Source organism: Methylomicrobium lacus (genome assembly GCF_041897535.1).
GTDB classification, from domain to species: domain Bacteria; phylum Pseudomonadota; class Gammaproteobacteria; order Methylococcales; family Methylomonadaceae; genus Methylomicrobium; species Methylomicrobium lacus_A.
In genome coordinates this window covers 2,521,283-2,536,525 of record NZ_CP169217.1, presented here as the reverse complement: position 1 = coordinate 2,536,525, position 15,243 = coordinate 2,521,283, and the positions used below count along the sequence as shown (strand labels likewise).

Sequence of the window (15,243 nt, the reverse complement as noted above, 5' to 3'; positions counted from 1 at the left end):
AGGCGAAAATGCGCCAATGGATTTACAACGCTATTGCTGTCGTCCTGTTCTTTGCCGGGATAAATATGGGATTTGCGGAACCCGGCAGGATTTTTCTTGATAAGGAATGTACGCTGGGACTCGGGCAATCCGCAATGACGGCTGACGGCAAACTGGTCATCAAATTCAAGGCCGTTCTTGAAGATTCACGGTGTCCTGTGAATGTCGTTTGCGTCTGGGCAGGCAACGGCAAGGTCGAATTCGAAGTGATCGACATCGATGGCCAAAAAAAGTCCGTTGCCCTGAATACGGAAGAGGAGCCCAAAGCGGCGGCTTTCAAAGGCCACAGGCTGACATTGCTTTCGCTCGATCCGCCGCGAAGGGATGGGGTATCCCTTTTGCCAGAAGATTACTTCGTCACGATCCGTGTCCAGAAAATAGCGTCCAATTTTAGCCAGGATAAAAGCCTAATGGCAGGCAGAAGCCTGCATTCAAACGCAGGGGCGGAAGAAAGTTAGATTCCTTGTCCGCGCCTTATTTTCGCCGTTCTGCCTTCAAATTTTTAAAGGCAACGGTCTGTGCTCACACTCTTTCAAAGGAGGCTTACCTATGAAAACGGGTCACGAACATAGCCCCGGATTCCGTTGCCTGCGAATACCCGGGAGCGTAATTGTATTCCCCTTGATCCTTCTGGCGTCAATGGGAATGGCATTGGCGGTGGATTCGGATCCCAACGCGGATCACAGCAGTTTCGATGCAAGGATCGCCTTCAATCAAGGCTTGGCGCAAAGTATATCCCCCCCTCAACAAGCCGTGATTTCGGACATGGCTCGGAAAGTGCCGGATCTGTCTTTCACTGTTGACGCGACTTCCGGCGCGATTAGCTCCCTGTCCAGTCAGACCGGTTATCTTTCGGAACCCAGGAAAGGACAGGAAACCTTGCAAGTCATCAGGGATTTTTTATCCGCCAATGCCCCCATGCTCGGCATGAGCGCGCAAGACCTTGCAAACCTTGAGGTTACGGATCGTGTGTATTCCAAAATTACCGGCACGACGCACGTCTTCATGCGTCAGGTCCATCAGGGACTGCCTGTATATAACGGCCAGATGCAGGTCAATCTGGATAAAGAACAAAGAATCCTAAGCGTGAACAACAGCGCGATGACCGGTACGACAGCCTCAATGAAGGCGATAAAACCCACTCTCGATTTGCCTTCAGCCGTCGGCAGGGCGGCGCAGCATCTTGGCATGTCTTTGCCGGTGACACCCAAAACACTCGACACCGCCGCCGGTATTCAGCAGGTTACTTCGGTGGATCCTGCAGGCATCTCATTGGAAGCGATTGAAGGGAAACTGATGTGGCTGCCCATCCACAAGGGCATGATGCAATTGGTCTGGAACTTCCAAATCCATACGCTCGATCAACAGCACGTCTACGATTTTACGGTGGATGCCGAGACCGGCAAAATCTGGACACGGTTTGACTGGGTGGCTTCCGATCAATACCGCGTCTATGCCAGACCCGCCGAAAGCCCCAACCACATCGCGCCGCTGCCGCCCTCGGACGGCCGTACCCTGGTGGACAATCCGGCCAACGCCGCGGCCTCGCCTTTCGGATGGCATGACACGAATGGCAGCGGGGGCGCGGAGTTTACGACAACCCGCGGGAACAATGCATATGCCTACACGGATACAGACGCCAACAATGCACCCGACACAGGCCCGGGGCCAAATGGCGGAAGTAGTCTGCGTTTCGACTTCCCGATTAGCCTCGATTCAGCGCCCGGAACCTATCAAAACGCGGCCGTGACCAATCTTTTTTATTGGAACAACATCATCCATGATGTGCAGTACCAGTACGGTTTCGACGAAGCGGCAGGCAACTTCCAAGCCAACAACTACGGCAAGGGAGGCCAGGGAAACGATGCGGTACTCGCCGAGGCGCAGGACGGCTCGGGATCAAATAACGCTAACTTCATGACGCCGCCGGATGGGACGCCCGCCCGCATGCAGATGTATCTGTGGAACAGGACCACGCCGGAAAAGGATGGCGATCTGGACAACGGCATCATCATTCACGAGTATGGTCACGGCATTTCAACCCGCCTGGTTGGCGGTCCTTCCAATGTCAACTGCCTGACCAATAATCAGCAACCGGGAGAAGGGCTTAGCGACTGGTGGAGTTTGGTGTATACCGCAAAAGCCGGCGACAAAGGGACAGACCCTCGCGGCATTGGCACCTATGCTTTTGGTCAGCCGGTAACGGGCGAGGGTATTCGCGAGCAGCCTTACAGCACCGATCCTGCCGTTAACACCTGGACTTATGCCAGCATCAATGGCATGCGCATTCCTCACGGCGTAGGTTCGGTATGGGCGCAAGCCGCCTGGGAAGTCTATTGGGCGCTAGTGGACCATTGGGGCTTCGACCCGAATCTTTATAATGCGACGGGCAGCGCCGGCAATCAGCGCATGATGCTTTATGTCAATGAAGGGCTGAAAAACACGGCGTGCAATCCGACATTTACCCAGGTCCGTGACGGGATCATCGATGCGGCTAAAGTCCTTCATGGCGGCGAGGATGTGTGCCGGATCTGGACAGCCTTTGCCGTCTTTGGTTTAGGGACCGATGCGGTGAGCGGCGGTCCCGATAGCACCAGCCCCACGAACGGCTTTTCGGTTCCCGCCGCCTGTCAGGGCAATAATGGACCTCGTGCGGCCATCACGGCGCCAACGAACGGTGCCGTCGTTTCCGGTTCGATAACGGTCAGCGCGACCGCAACGGACAATATGGGCATAGACAAGGTCGAATTTTATGTTGACGATCGGATTATAGGCACTTCCAATAGCTCACCTTATGGCATAACCTTGGACACGGCCACGCTGACTAACGGCATCCATACTCTGGCAGCCAAGGCTTATAACACCGCCGGCACCATCGGGGCATCCTCCTCCGTGGCCTTCACCGTCAACAACGCGACCGCTGATCAGGTAGCTCCGGTCATTTCCGTCAGCGAGCGCGGAACCAGCGGCACCATCAACTTCAATGCCACGGCTACCGACAACGTAGGCGTTACCCAGGTCGAGTTTTACGTGGATAACCTCCTGAAGGGTAAGGATACAGCTTCGCCTTACACCCTGTCCCTGGATTCTCTCACGCTCATCGACGGCAACCATGTCCTGACTGGGAAGGCCTACGATGCCGCCGGCAACGTCGGCACCTCTCCAAACGCCACCTTCACGATCAGCAACACATCATCCCCCACGAGCTACAACGAGGTTGAGGGCAACGACAGCATCCGGGCCGCCAACGCCGTTGCCGACACGGTAACGGGCATAGTGGCTTATATCGGCACGTCTACCGATCAGGACTATTTCAAGATCAGTGTCGCGGCCGGCCGAACCTTGAAAGTGAGTATGACGGGGCCGGCCAGGGATTATGACCTCTATCTGCTGAGGAGTTCGGGCAATGTACTGAGGACGAGTGATAATGTCGGCTCGACCGAATCGGTAACCTACAGGAATACCAGCGCATCGGCTGCAATCTTTTATATCAAGGTGGCCGGTTTCGGAGGCGGTTTCACAAGACAATCGCCATACAAACTGGTTCTAAGCCGCTGACTTCGGCTGCGATCTTAGGGAGGCAGCACTGCCGGGCGGCCTTTCTTTTTCAGAGATCGACTATGAATGCAAACCCAGGCTTCAAACACGCCGTTATAAATTTCATGCCTTTGTCAATAGACGAATCCCCTTGATTTTTGGTATAGTAGCGGGATTTTGGGGTAGTTCGACAACCCCTCAATACAGTTGGTTTTTCATACTCATCACTCTGGAGAGACTCAATGGCAATTAAAGTTGCAATCAATGGTTATGGCCGGATCGGCCGCAATGTGATCCGCGCGCTCTATGAATCAGGCCGCACCAATGAAATTCAAGTCGTCGCGATCAACGACCTGGGCGACAGCAACACCAATGCCCATTTGACCAAATACGACTCGGTTCACGGCAAGTTTCCTTTCGAAGTCAGCGTTGACGGCGACTATATCGTGATCAACGGCGACAGAATCCGCGTCTTCTCCGAGCGCGATCCATCCAAACTGCCTTGGGGCGAACTGGGCATCGACGTCGTGCACGAGTGCACCGGCCTGTTCACCAGCAAGGCGAAAGCCTCCGCGCACATCACCGCGGGCGCGAAAAAAGTGATCATCTCCGCACCGGGCGGCAACGATGTCGATGCGACGATCGTGTTCGGCGTCAACCACAAGACCCTGAAAGCGTCCGACACCGTCATCTCGAACGCCTCCTGCACCACCAACTGCTTGGCGCCTCTGGTCAAGCCTCTGCATGACGCGATCGGCATCGAGCACGGCCTGATGACCACGATCCACTCTTACACCAACGACCAGGTGCTGACCGACGTCTATCACAGCGACCTGCGCCGCGCGCGTTCCGCGACCCAATCGATGATCCCGACCAAAACCGGCGCGGCTGCCGCGGTCGGCCTGGTATTGCCGGAACTGAAAGGCAAGCTGGACGGTTTCGCGATGCGCGTTCCGACCATCAACGTCTCGGTCGTCGACCTGGTTTTCAAGGCGAAGAGAGCGACCAGCAAGGAAGAAATCACCGCGATTTTGACCGCCGCTTCCGAAGGCCCGTTGAAAGGCATCCTGGCGATCAACAACCTGCCGCTGGTTTCGACCGACTTCAACCACAATCCGGCATCTTCGATCTTCGAAGCCCCTTCCACTTATGTGGTTGACGGCGATTTCGTGAAGGTGTTGTCCTGGTATGACAACGAATGGGGCTTCTCGAACCGGATGCTGGACACCACCGTTGCCTTAGTCAACGCTCAATAAGTCATTATTCATCGAATGTTAAGAAGAACCAAAATTTTAGCGACCCTGGGACCTGCCACCGATAAACCCGGTGTGCTGGAGGGGTTATTCGAAGCCGGCATCGACGTGGTGCGGATGAATTTCTCGCACGGCTCCGCGGAAGATCATATCAATCGCGCGAACCGGGTTCGGGAGCTGAGCAAGAAAACCGGACGCCGCGTCGGCATTCTGGGCGATCTGCAAGGCCCCAAGATCCGTATCGAGCGCTTCAAGGACACCAAGGTGTTCTTGAACGAAGGCCAGGACTTCGCGCTGGACATCAATCTCGGCAAGCTCGACGGCGACGAAACGCAGGTCGGCATCAGCTACGAACCCTTGGCGAAGGAAGTCAAACCCGGCAGCCGCCTGCTGCTGGACGACGGCCGCATCGTGCTGGACGTGGTCAATGTCGAAAAGAACCTGCGTGTGAACTGCAAGGTCGCAGTCGGCGGTTACCTGTCCAACAACAAGGGCATCAACCTGCTCGGCGGCGGCCTGTCGGCGGCGGCCTTGACCGACAAGGACAAGGAAGACATCAAGACGATCGCGAAGATCCAATGCGATTTCGTCGCGGTGTCTTTCCCGCGCTGCGCGGAAGACCTGAACGAGGCGCGCCGCCTGCTCGAAGCCGAAGGCTGCCATGCGGGCATCGTCGCGAAGGTCGAACGCGCCGAGGCGCTGGACGTGATGGATGAAATCATCCTGGCGTCCGACGTGATCATGGTCGCCCGCGGCGACCTCGGCGTCGAAATCGGCGATGCGAATCTGCCGGCGGTACAGAAGAAACTGATCAAGCGCTCCCGCGAATTGAACCGGGTCGTGATCACCGCGACGCAGATGATGGAATCGATGATCGACAATCCGATTCCGACGCGCGCGGAAGTCCTGGACGTCGCGAACGCGGTGTTCGACGGCACCGACGCGATCATGTTGTCGGCCGAAACCGCTTCGGGCAAATACCCGGTCAAGGCGGTCGAAGCGATGCACCGGATCTGCATCGAAGCGGAAAAGCAGCCGAGCATGCGCGAGTCCGATCACCGGATCAATATCCAGTTCCAGCGTGACGACGAAGCGATCGCGATGTCCGCGATGTACATGGCGAACCATACCCAGATCAAAGGCATCGTCGCGCTGACCGAATCGGGCGCGACGCCGCTGTGGATGTCGCGGATCAGCTCCGGCATTCCGATCTTCGCGATGAGCCGCCTGGAAAAGACCCTGGGCAAGGTGACCCTGTACCGCGGCGTGTTCCCGATCTATTTCCCGCTGGAACTGAATCAGGATCATGCCGAAGTGAATCGCAGCATCGTCGAGAAACTGCGCAAATGGAATAAAGCCAAAGACGGCGACAAATTCATCATCACCAAAGGCGATTTGAATGGCGTCGAAGGCGGCACCAATACGCTGAAAGTGGTTGTGGTCGGTCAAGGCCTGACGCCTTAAGGCTCTATCCGTTCGCCTCCGGCGTGGCCGGAGGCGAACTCTCTCCGATTCTCCCCGCAAGCCAGGCTTTCCGTCGCCTCCGCCTTTTAATCTGTTCTCTGCTTGATCATCGTAACGGTCAACTGGTAAGGCTTGTTCTTTACCTCTCCCGCATCATGGACCAACGCGCGCCATTCCCCGGGCGCCGGATTTTTTACCTGCAACGCTTCGAAGCCCCCCGTGTTGATTGAGAAGGCATCCGCTACCCGAGGAGCCACGCTCGGCGTTTCTTGGTGCCTGAGGTACAAATCGAGACTGTTGTCTACCGTACTGAACAGCTTGGAAAGAACCGTTTCCTGGCCATTCAGGGTAACCCGCAGGAAACGGACGCCTTCCGGTACGTCAAACTTGTGCAGCACGACGTCGTTCACATCCGGCACCGCCTCACCGGTAGCGCGGGTTTGCTGGACGATTGCCGTATCGGCATCGCCGACTTGCGAAACGAATCCGCAGTTCTCCGCATTGAAGGCACTGATCCTTGCGGGCGCCAGCTCACCCAGCGCCTCGGCGACTTGGTCGTGTTCGGTTTTTTCGCAGGCGGCCGCCAGGGCCGCATCCAGCGCCGGATCATTGCAGCCGGCGCCAAAGCGGTCGCCGCCCGCGATCAAGCCTTCGACGGCGCCCTCGGGGCACGCCTTAAGGATTTTCTTTTGCAGGCTGGCGGCATATTTATCCAGGATGTCTAACGTTGAGGACAAGGGGCGGGCGGAAACGTCCGTTAGCGCTCTATCGGTCTTAGCCTCGCATTGATTCAGCGCATTCAGACTTTTGAAAAGGTAACTTTTCGCGGCACTGCTGATCGTACTTTGGCATTTTGCCAAGACCCTGTCGGCGATAGGGAAGTCGGCTTCCGCGTCGGCGTACTGCGCATCGAGCATCCGGGTTACCGCGTCATTTCCCGCATCGACAATACACTGCCTGAGTTCATCGGGATTGGCCGCGCTCGCGCACCTGCCGCCTAGCGCGCTATTCTCGATCACTTCAGCCGGACAGCGCTTCGCGATTTTTTCCGCGGCAAGCGCCTTTACCGCCTTGTCGATTTTCTTCGCCGCCTTCTCGTTCAGACAGCTGCCGAGCGGCGTCTTGCCGGCCAAAGCGGCGTCGAGGCATTGTTTTTTCGCGTTATAGACGCTATTGGCGTACGTCTTAAGCCGTTTTCTGATGTCGATACGGCAGCGTCCGGTTTCGTCCAGGACACGGGCTATCTTGGATTTGATATAGTTGTGGTTTTGATAGACATTGGTGTCAAACGAAAAGCTATTCACCTGGCAATTATCGAAAACGCCGGAAGAAATACCGGCGATGACCCGCTTGATGCCCAAGTCAATGAACAACGGCCCGCCCGAATCGCCGAAGCAAATATTCGAATCCTCTCCCTCCGCGCCACCCTGATACTCCCAGCAAATATTCGCGGGTTGCGGCACGCCGGCATCTGCACAATCGGCGGTAACGATTTTACCGGTGCGCTTTATCCCAAAATCCTCGGTCGTCGCGGATGATACGCCGAAACCGGCAATGATACCGGAGGTGCCGAGAGGAGGCGTGGCCGTGCTGTTGACCGCCATCGGCGGAATACCCTGCACCGGCGCCGCCAAAGTCAGCACCGCCACGTCGGAAGCCTTGCCGAATTTGAAGGAGGGATGCACCTTGACCGCGGAAACCTGATGAATGCCGCTGTTTTGCAGAAAGACCCGCAAATCGGCCGCCTTTCTTTTATCGCAGGTCTGTGACCCATTGTTGGATAATGCTTCCAGGTTTTCGCATACGCAATGCGCAGCGGTCAAAAAACTGCTGCAGCCGATCAGCGTCCCCGAGCAGATGCCCACATAAGACGGTGGCGACGCGCCAGGCCTGACCGATAACAGCAATGCGCCGGTCGCAGGCTCATCCTGGGTCGCCACCCCATTGACAATCGCGGGTTGAGGTGCGCCGGCAAACGCAGAGGCGGAGCCCAGCCACAGGTAGATAGAGAGTGCGAGGTGTTTATGCATGGCCTTCATTCCCCATCGGGGATTCCTATGGCAGCGCCTGGCCCCTTGCTGTCGCTCGATCCTGCAGGCCCCGGCGTTCGAATTATAGTTTGATATTCAACGAATGCAGCTTGCGGTATAAATGCGTGCGCTCCATGCCGACGATCGAAGACAATTTGGCGACGCTACCTCCGCTCCTTTCGAAATGATATTCCAGATAGGCCTTTTCGAATTGATCGCGCGCGTCCTTCAGCGGCAGATTGAAAAAATCCGGCACCGACGAAGGCGTGGCGACGTCGTTGCTGACGGTACCCAAGGCCGATTTGACTTCTTCCAGCTCGATGTCCTCGCCGACGCCGAGAATCATCAGGCGCTGCACCAGATTCTTCAGCTCGCGCACATTGCCGCGCCAGCTGTAGTTGCGCAGGAAATTCTGCGCCGCCATCGAAAACTTGCGGAACGGCAGGTTTTCGTGCTTCACGAAATAATCGACATAATAGCTCAACAGGCTCGGCACGTCTTCGCTGTGCTCGCGCAACGGCTGAATCATCAAAAAAACTTCGTTCAACAGATAGTACAAGTCCTGGCGGAAGCGTCCGGCCTTGACTTCCTCGTCCAAAGGAATCCGCGTCGAGGCGATCACCTTCACATCGACGCGCACCGCCTCGCTGCCGCCGACGCGCAGGAAGGAGCTCGACTCCAGCGCGCTGAGCAGGCGCAGTTGCGTTTCCTTGTCCATGCCGCCGATTTCGCCGAGAAACAGGGTGCCGCGGTGCGCGCGCTCCAGCAGACCCGGGTTGACCTTGCCGGGGCTTTCCTTGCCGAAAAATTCGACGGCCGAGTTTTCCGGCGCGATGCTGCCGACCGCCACATCGACAAACGGCCCGTCCCGGCGCGGGCTGTTGTGATGCAGATAACGCGCGAACAATTCCTTGCCGACGCCGGCTTCTCCGGCCAACAGCACGCGCGCGTCATGCTGGGCAAGACGCTTGATTTGGTCCTTGATGCGGGCGATCGAGGCGCTTTTGCCGACCGGTTCGATGTCGGCGAACAATTGCTGCCTGAGGCCGGCATTTTCCTTTTGCAGATTGCTCGTCTCGAGCGCGCGCCCGACGATCAGCAACAATTTGGCCAGCGACAACGGCTTCTCGAGAAAATCGTAGGCGCCCAAACGCGTCGCCTCGACCGCCGTTTCGACCGAGCCGTGCCCCGACATCATCACGACCGGACACAACATCGAATCCTCCGCGACCCATTCCTTCAGCAGCGTGATGCCATCGGTGTCCGGCATCCAGATATCGAGCAATATCAGGCTCGGGTTTTGCACCTTTTTCAATTCCCTGGCCGCACCGGCGTTATCCGCCATCGCGACTTCATAGCCTTCATCCGCGAGAATTTCGCCGACCAGGCTTCTGATTTCCGGCTCATCGTCAACGACGAGAATACGAGGTTTGTTTGCGTTCATATCGGTTTGCTTAAAAGTTAAATTGCCGGCAGATGGATGATGAAACCCGCGCCTTGTTTGCGCCGGGTATCGACCCAGATCGCGCCGCCATGTTCTTCGATGATTTTTTTGACGATCGCGAGCCCGAGCCCGGTGCCTTTGGCCTTAGTTGTAACATAGGGCTCGAAAATTTGCTCGATTTGTTCGTCCTTGATGCCGGGCCCATCGTCAAAAAAACCGATTTCGATGAAATCGCTGTTGTTCTTTTGCATCCGGTGCATATCGATTTCGATATGGCCATGGCCTTCGGTCGCCTCCAGGGCATTCTTCAGCAGATTATGCAGCACTTGCCGGATGCTGACCGGATCGCCGTTGATCGAGAGCCGTTTTTTGTCCTGCTCAGCCTGTATCACCGCGCCTGATTTCAACGCATAAAGCGCCAGCACCTCCTGGACGAGCGCATAGAGATCGATGTTGACCCGCTGCTTCTTAGAGGTCTTCGCGTATTCGGAAAAGTCATCGACCATTTCCTTCATCGCCTCGACCTGTTGCACGATCGTGCGGGTCGAGCGCTGCAACATATCGGCATCGCCGTCTTCCAGCTTGGCGGACAGTTTAAGCTGCAAGCGTTCGGCCGACAATTGGATCGGCGTCAACGGATTTTTGATTTCATGCGCCAGGCGCCGGGCGACCTCGCCCCAGGCCGCATTTTTCTGCGCCTGAATCAGATCGGTCACGTCGTCGAACACGACCACCGCCCCGACGCGCATGCCTTCGTGCGAGTACATCGGCGTGCCCCGACAGAGCAGTTCCTGACGGCCGTTCGGCCCCAAAAACGCGATCCGCTGCTGCCAGATGTCATCGGCCTGTTCGAGCAGGCGTTGAATCGATTTCAACGGTTCGGACAATTCGGCATGATCCTGAGCCAGCGATAACAACGACTGCCCGATGAACTGATTCACGTGTACATGGAAGATCCGGAACGCCGCCTGATTCGCGGTGCGGATTTTATAGTTCGAATCGAAGCTGATCACGCCGGCGGTCAGGTTGGCCAGAATCGTTTCGAGATAGGCGCGCTGGTTTTCGACCTCGACGCCGGCCTGGCGAATCTCGTCGCGCGCCCTCGCGATGCGCTGGGTCATCGTATTGAACGATTCGACCAGAAATCCCAGATCGTCCTGCGCGGCGACCGGCAACTGCTGGTCGTAATGGCCCGAGGCGACCGCCTGCGTGCCCTTGACCAGTTCCTTGACCGGCGCGACGATCTTGCGGATGCTGATGAATGCGACCCAGATCGCCGCGAGCAAGCTCATCAACAGCACCAGCGACAAGGCCAGCGAAAAAGTCAGTTTCAAAGAATCCCGGAGGAAATTCATTTCCTGGTAGCGCACGAACGCGAATTCGACCGAATCGGCCAAGTCGGCAATGCGCAGCGGCACCGGAAACAGCGTCTGGATATACCAGGTCTCCAGACCCTTGACCGCGACCATCGAACGGATCATCAACTCGTTCTCGCTGACCGGCGCCAGCGCGATGTAATCGCCGCTCTGGCGCAATTGCAGCCAGGTCTGGTCATCGGGAATGCTCGGCAGAATATCCACCGGATTCACGCTGCTGGACGCGATGATGCGGCCCTGACTCGAAAACAGCGTCATCTCGGAGGCGCCCAATTGCGCGCGGAAATTGTCGATCTCATGCGCGCTGAAGCCTTCCGAACTCAGCTGGAGTTTTTCGGCCAGTTGCCGGGTCTGCATCAAGTGCCAATGCATCCTTTGGTCCAGGGACGCCTGGCTCAGTTCGAGCGCATCCTCCATCGCCCGGTCGATTTCGACGTTGAACCAACTGTCGATGCCCTGGTGCAGAAACTGCATCGAAAAATAAAACACGATCGCGGCGGGCGCCAGGGCCTGCACCATGAACAGCGACAACATGCGCGTGGTCAGCCGGGAGCCGGCTTCCCGTTTTTTGAGCTGGCGCGCCAGCGCATAAATATTCGCCGCAACCAGCACGAACAACACGATCGAGCCCAGCGCATTGATCAGCAGCAGCCAGGAATACATCGCGCTGAGCTCCGATGACTCCTGCGTTGCGGTGCTCATCAATTGCAGCGAAAACAGGATCAGCGCGAACAGGATCAGGATCGAAACGCTGAACGGCGGTTTTAGTTTTTCAGTTTCCATAAATACCAGCCGCTGGATAAGTACCACTGCGGATTCAGATAGGCCAGGGGACGTAAGGGCAAAGGCAGCAACTCGCGCTCGAACACGACGCGCACGCCTACCGCATAGCGCTCGCCTTCGGCCAACGCGGATTTGCCCAGCACCGGCACGTAACGAATCGAAGACAGGGCACCCAAGGCGGCGGCCAGCGATGAAAAATTGCCGCCTTCGCCGCTGTCTTCATTGCGCACCCGGTAGACATTCAGCAACGCCTGGTACTGAATCTTGAAGCGCAGATGCTTTTCCGCGATCGTTTGATCCCACCAAAAATCGCGCTGGCGCTTGATCTCGATGTCGACCGCCCAGAACAACGGGATGCCGTTTTTTAAGGCATCGGTCGCTTTCGGGCTGAGCCGGTATTGAATCTCGGCGGACAGCGCATACTCCTCGTCCTGCAAGGTCAGCTCGGCGTCCTTGACGAGCGCGGCATAGGCGCCCGCGAACACCGGCGCCGGCATCAGCCAGGCCCAGATCAAGAACAGCAGCGCCACCTTAGACTTTACGGAGGCGCGCATAATAAAAACCGTCCATGGCCGCATCGCCGCTCAGGATCTGCCGCCCTGCGGCGCCGGCGATACCCCATGCCGCCGCGATCGGCAGTTCGCTGGCATCGGAATGCTCGGTCAAGAAGTTCAGCACCTGCCGCTCGTTTTCATCCTTCAATACCGAACAGGTCGCATACACCAACATCCCGCCCGGCGCCAACAGGCTCCAGGCGGAGCGCAGGATCGCGCGTTGCTGCGCCTTCAGCGCGTCGATGTCCTCGGCGCGGCGCAGCAATTTGATGTCGGGGTGGCGGCGAATCACGCCGAGCGCCGAACACGGCGCATCGACCAGAATGCGGTCGAACAATTGTCCGTCCCACCAGCTCTGCGGCTCGGCGGCGTCGCCGACGATCGTTCTGGCCGGCAGCCGCAGGCGCTGCAAATTTTCCTCTACGCGGCGCATGCGCTCGCGGTCGACATCGACCGCGACCAACTCCTTAAGTTGTGTCTGCATTTCCAGGATGTGCGCGGTTTTACCGCCCGGCGCGGCGCAGAGGTCGAGCACCCGCTGCCCCGGCCGCACATCGAGCAGGCCGGCCGCCAACTGGGCGGCGGCATCCTGAACCGATACCTGGCCTTCGGTAAAACCCGGCAGCGTCTCGACCGGCACCGGGTTGCCGAGAATCAGCGCGGCATCGCAAAAGGCATGCGGCTCGGCCGCAATGCCCTGTTCGGCCAACAGCCCGCGATAGTCGTCTCTGGAAATTCGCGCCAGATTGACGCGCAAGGTCAAGGGCGGTTGCAGGTTATTGGCCTGCAGGCAGGCTTCGGCCTGTTCGGGCCAGTCGCGGCCGATTTTGTCGATCATCCACTCGGGATGGCTTAAACGCGCGGACGGGTTCCGGTCAGCCGCTTGCTCGAATTGATCTTTTTCCCGAAGGTAGCGCCGCAGCAGCGCATTGATCAGTCCTTTCGCCCAAGGCTTGCGTCCTGCCGCATTCACCGTTTCGGAGACCGCCGCGTGCGTTTTGATGCGCATGAAACCGAGCTGATAAAGCCCTACCAGAATCAACAGCCGGATATGAATATCCTTCAGCGGTTTGTCCGCAAGCTGCGTCAGGATGAAGTCGAGACGGTGATAATGCCGGCAAACGCCGTAACACAGAGCCTGCACCCAGGCACGGTCCTGCGCCGACTCGATGGCCGGCAAGGCCTGTTCCAGCGCCGAGGTCAGCGACTGGCCGTCCACCACGACCCGGGTCAGCACTTTGGCTGCAATCAAGCGTAAATTCACGGTGCGTCAACCCAGCTTCTGGCCATCGATGTCATGCGCATTCAGAAATGCCTGCGCCGGCATCCGTTTACCCCCGGGCAATTGCACTTCGAGCAGCCTGAGCCAGCCGTCGCCGGTCGCCACGTCCATCTGTTTGCGCGCGCAGCTGACGCGGCCGGGCTCGGCGGCCGCGTTTCCGGGAATCGGCTCGGCGCGCCAGACCCGCAAGGCCTCGCCGCGATACAAAGTCTGCGCGACCGGCCAGGGATTCAATCCGCGCACCTGCCGGTCCAAAGCGTCCGCAGGCTGCGTCCAGTCGAGCGCCGCCTCGCTTTTTTCGAGCTTGGCCGCATAAGTCACCTGGGCTTCGTCCTGCGGCTCGGCCTTGACCGTGCCGGACTCGACCTGGCGCAAGACTTTTTCGAGCCCCACAGGGCCCAGGGCGGCCAGTTTGTCGTGCAGATCGCCGGCAGTGTCATCGCTTCCGATCCCAATGACTTCCTTATGCAGCATGTCGCCGGCGTCCAGCTTCAACACGATGCGCATGATCGTGACGCCGGTTTCCGCATCGCCCGCCATCAGCGCGCGCTGGATCGGCGCGGCGCCGCGCCAGCGCGGCAGCAGCGAGGCATGGACATTCAGGCAGCCGTATTTCGGCACATCCAGCACCGCCTGCGGCAGGATCATGCCGAAGGCGACGACCACCATCAAATCGGGCTCAAAAGCCGCAAGCTGAGCGATCGCATCGGCCGATTTCAGCGATTCGGGCTGCAACACCGGAATGCCCGCGGCCAATGCGGTTTCCTTGACCGGACTCGGCTGCAGTTTGCGGCCGCGTCCCGCGGGGCGATCGGGTTGCGTATAAACGGCGCAAATCTCGTGCCCGGAAGCCAGCAGCATCTTCAGGGTTGGCACCGCGAATTCGGGCGTGCCGGCAAATAGGATCCTCATGCTCTGCTGGCTTCCATCCGATGTATTTTTTCGAGTTTTGTCTTGATGCGCTGACGCTTCAACGGCGACAGATAATCGACGAACAACTTGCCTTCCAGGTGGTCCATTTCATGCTGCACGCAGACCGCCAACAGGTCTTTCGCCTCCAGTTCAAAAGTCTTGCCGTCGCGGTTCAACGCCTTGACCCGGATATGCTCGGCCCGTTTCACCTTCTCGAAAAATCCGGGCACCGACAGACAGCCCTCCTCGGACTCCTCGACCCCGTCCTTCTCGATGATCTCGGGATTGATCAGGCAAATCGGCGCATTTTTTTCTTCGCTGACATCGATCACGATGACCCGCTTGTGTACATTCACCTGGGTCGCGGCCAGACCGACGCCGCGCGATTCGTACATCGTTTCCAGCATGTCGTCGACCAGTTTTCGAATCGAATCATCGACCGCCTGCACTTTTTCGGCTTTTTTGCGTAACCTCTCATCCGGAAATTCCAGAATGGTTAAAATACTCAACGAACTCTCCACACTTGCTTAGTAGTCAATACTGGAATTCTATATGAATTCATCTAAACT

General features: G+C 57.8%; 11 protein-coding genes. 4 read left to right on the top strand and 7 right to left on the bottom strand.

Features of this window, described 5'->3' with window-relative positions; genetic code table 11:
- The first annotated feature begins 8 nt into the window (after positions 1-8).
- The 4 genes from ACEPPP_RS11160 to pyk all read left to right on the top strand — a co-directional run bounded on the left by ACEPPP_RS11160 (position 9) and on the right by pyk (position 6,293).
- On the top strand, positions 9-497 hold the full coding sequence (locus ACEPPP_RS11160) for a hypothetical protein (protein ID WP_374086694.1): 489 nt from the start codon (positions 9-11) through the stop codon (positions 495-497).
- Positions 498-684: 187 nt separating this feature from the next.
- Complete coding sequence (locus ACEPPP_RS11155; RefSeq protein ID WP_374086692.1) at positions 685-3,597, top strand: M36 family metallopeptidase; 2,913 nt, start codon at positions 685-687, stop codon at positions 3,595-3,597.
- Between the two features lie 221 nt (positions 3,598-3,818).
- Complete coding sequence (gene gap / locus ACEPPP_RS11150) at positions 3,819-4,832, top strand: type I glyceraldehyde-3-phosphate dehydrogenase (RefSeq protein ID WP_374086690.1); 1,014 nt, start codon at positions 3,819-3,821, stop codon at positions 4,830-4,832.
- A gap of 15 nt (positions 4,833-4,847) precedes the next feature.
- Positions 4,848-6,293: a pyruvate kinase gene (gene pyk, locus ACEPPP_RS11145; protein ID WP_374086689.1), complete on the top strand. Its 1,446-nt coding sequence runs from the start codon at positions 4,848-4,850 to the stop codon at positions 6,291-6,293.
- 86 nt (positions 6,294-6,379) lie between these two features.
- Here pyk and ACEPPP_RS11140 read toward each other — a convergent pair whose 3' ends face one another.
- The 7 genes from ACEPPP_RS11140 to def all read right to left on the bottom strand — a co-directional run bounded on the left by ACEPPP_RS11140 (position 6,380) and on the right by def (position 15,183).
- Positions 6,380-8,323 (bottom strand): trypsin-like serine protease, encoded by a 1,944-nt coding sequence (locus ACEPPP_RS11140; RefSeq protein WP_374086687.1) that lies wholly within the window; start codon positions 8,321-8,323, stop codon positions 6,380-6,382.
- 82 nt (positions 8,324-8,405) lie between these two features.
- Positions 8,406-9,767, bottom strand: a complete 1,362-nt coding sequence (locus ACEPPP_RS11135) for a sigma-54-dependent transcriptional regulator (RefSeq protein WP_374086685.1) — start codon at positions 9,765-9,767, stop codon at positions 8,406-8,408.
- A 17-nt stretch (positions 9,768-9,784) separates the two neighbouring features.
- Positions 9,785-11,926 carry an ATP-binding protein gene (locus ACEPPP_RS11130; RefSeq protein WP_374086683.1) on the bottom strand — a complete coding sequence of 714 codons (2,142 nt, stop codon included), beginning with the start codon at positions 11,924-11,926 and terminating at the stop codon, positions 9,785-9,787.
- On the bottom strand, positions 11,908-12,480 hold the full coding sequence (locus ACEPPP_RS11125) for a DUF4390 domain-containing protein (RefSeq protein WP_374086681.1): 573 nt from the start codon (positions 12,478-12,480) through the stop codon (positions 11,908-11,910). The genes ACEPPP_RS11130 and ACEPPP_RS11125 overlap by 19 nt, the downstream gene beginning before the upstream one ends.
- The gene (gene rsmB / locus ACEPPP_RS11120; protein WP_374086679.1) at positions 12,458-13,732 is read right to left on the bottom strand and encodes a 16S rRNA (cytosine(967)-C(5))-methyltransferase RsmB; all 1,275 of its coding nucleotides are present in this window, start codon (positions 13,730-13,732) and stop codon (positions 12,458-12,460) included. Before rsmB ends, ACEPPP_RS11125 begins: the two co-directional genes overlap by 23 nt.
- An 18-nt stretch (positions 13,733-13,750) precedes the next feature.
- The gene (gene fmt, locus ACEPPP_RS11115) at positions 13,751-14,674 is read right to left on the bottom strand and encodes a methionyl-tRNA formyltransferase (RefSeq protein WP_374086678.1); all 924 of its coding nucleotides are present in this window, start codon (positions 14,672-14,674) and stop codon (positions 13,751-13,753) included.
- Entirely contained in the window at positions 14,671-15,183 is a 513-nt protein-coding gene (gene def, locus ACEPPP_RS11110; RefSeq protein WP_374086676.1) for a peptide deformylase, read from the bottom strand. The genes fmt and def overlap by 4 nt, the downstream gene beginning before the upstream one ends.
- Positions 15,184-15,243 lie beyond the last annotated feature (60 nt).

What these genes read in the sequence shown, in the direction of transcription:
- ACEPPP_RS11140 (WP_374086687.1), bottom strand. Translation starts at nt 8,323, where the DNA reads ATGCATAAACACCTCGCACTCTCTATCTACCTGTGGCTGGGCTCCGCC.
- ACEPPP_RS11125 (WP_374086681.1), bottom strand. Translation starts at nt 12,480, where the DNA reads ATGCGCGCCTCCGTAAAGTCTAAGGTGGCGCTGCTGTTCTTGATCTGG.
- pyk (WP_374086689.1), top strand. Translation starts at nt 4,848, where the DNA reads ATGTTAAGAAGAACCAAAATTTTAGCGACCCTGGGACCTGCCACCGAT.
- ACEPPP_RS11155 (WP_374086692.1), top strand. Translation starts at nt 685, where the DNA reads ATGGCATTGGCGGTGGATTCGGATCCCAACGCGGATCACAGCAGTTTC.
- ACEPPP_RS11135 (WP_374086685.1), bottom strand. Translation starts at nt 9,767, where the DNA reads ATGAACGCAAACAAACCTCGTATTCTCGTCGTTGACGATGAGCCGGAA.
- gap (WP_374086690.1), top strand. Translation starts at nt 3,819, where the DNA reads ATGGCAATTAAAGTTGCAATCAATGGTTATGGCCGGATCGGCCGCAAT.
- ACEPPP_RS11160 (WP_374086694.1), top strand. Translation starts at nt 9, where the DNA reads ATGCGCCAATGGATTTACAACGCTATTGCTGTCGTCCTGTTCTTTGCC.
- fmt (WP_374086678.1), bottom strand. Translation starts at nt 14,674, where the DNA reads ATGAGGATCCTATTTGCCGGCACGCCCGAATTCGCGGTGCCAACCCTG.
- ACEPPP_RS11130 (WP_374086683.1), bottom strand. Translation starts at nt 11,926, where the DNA reads ATGGAAACTGAAAAACTAAAACCGCCGTTCAGCGTTTCGATCCTGATC.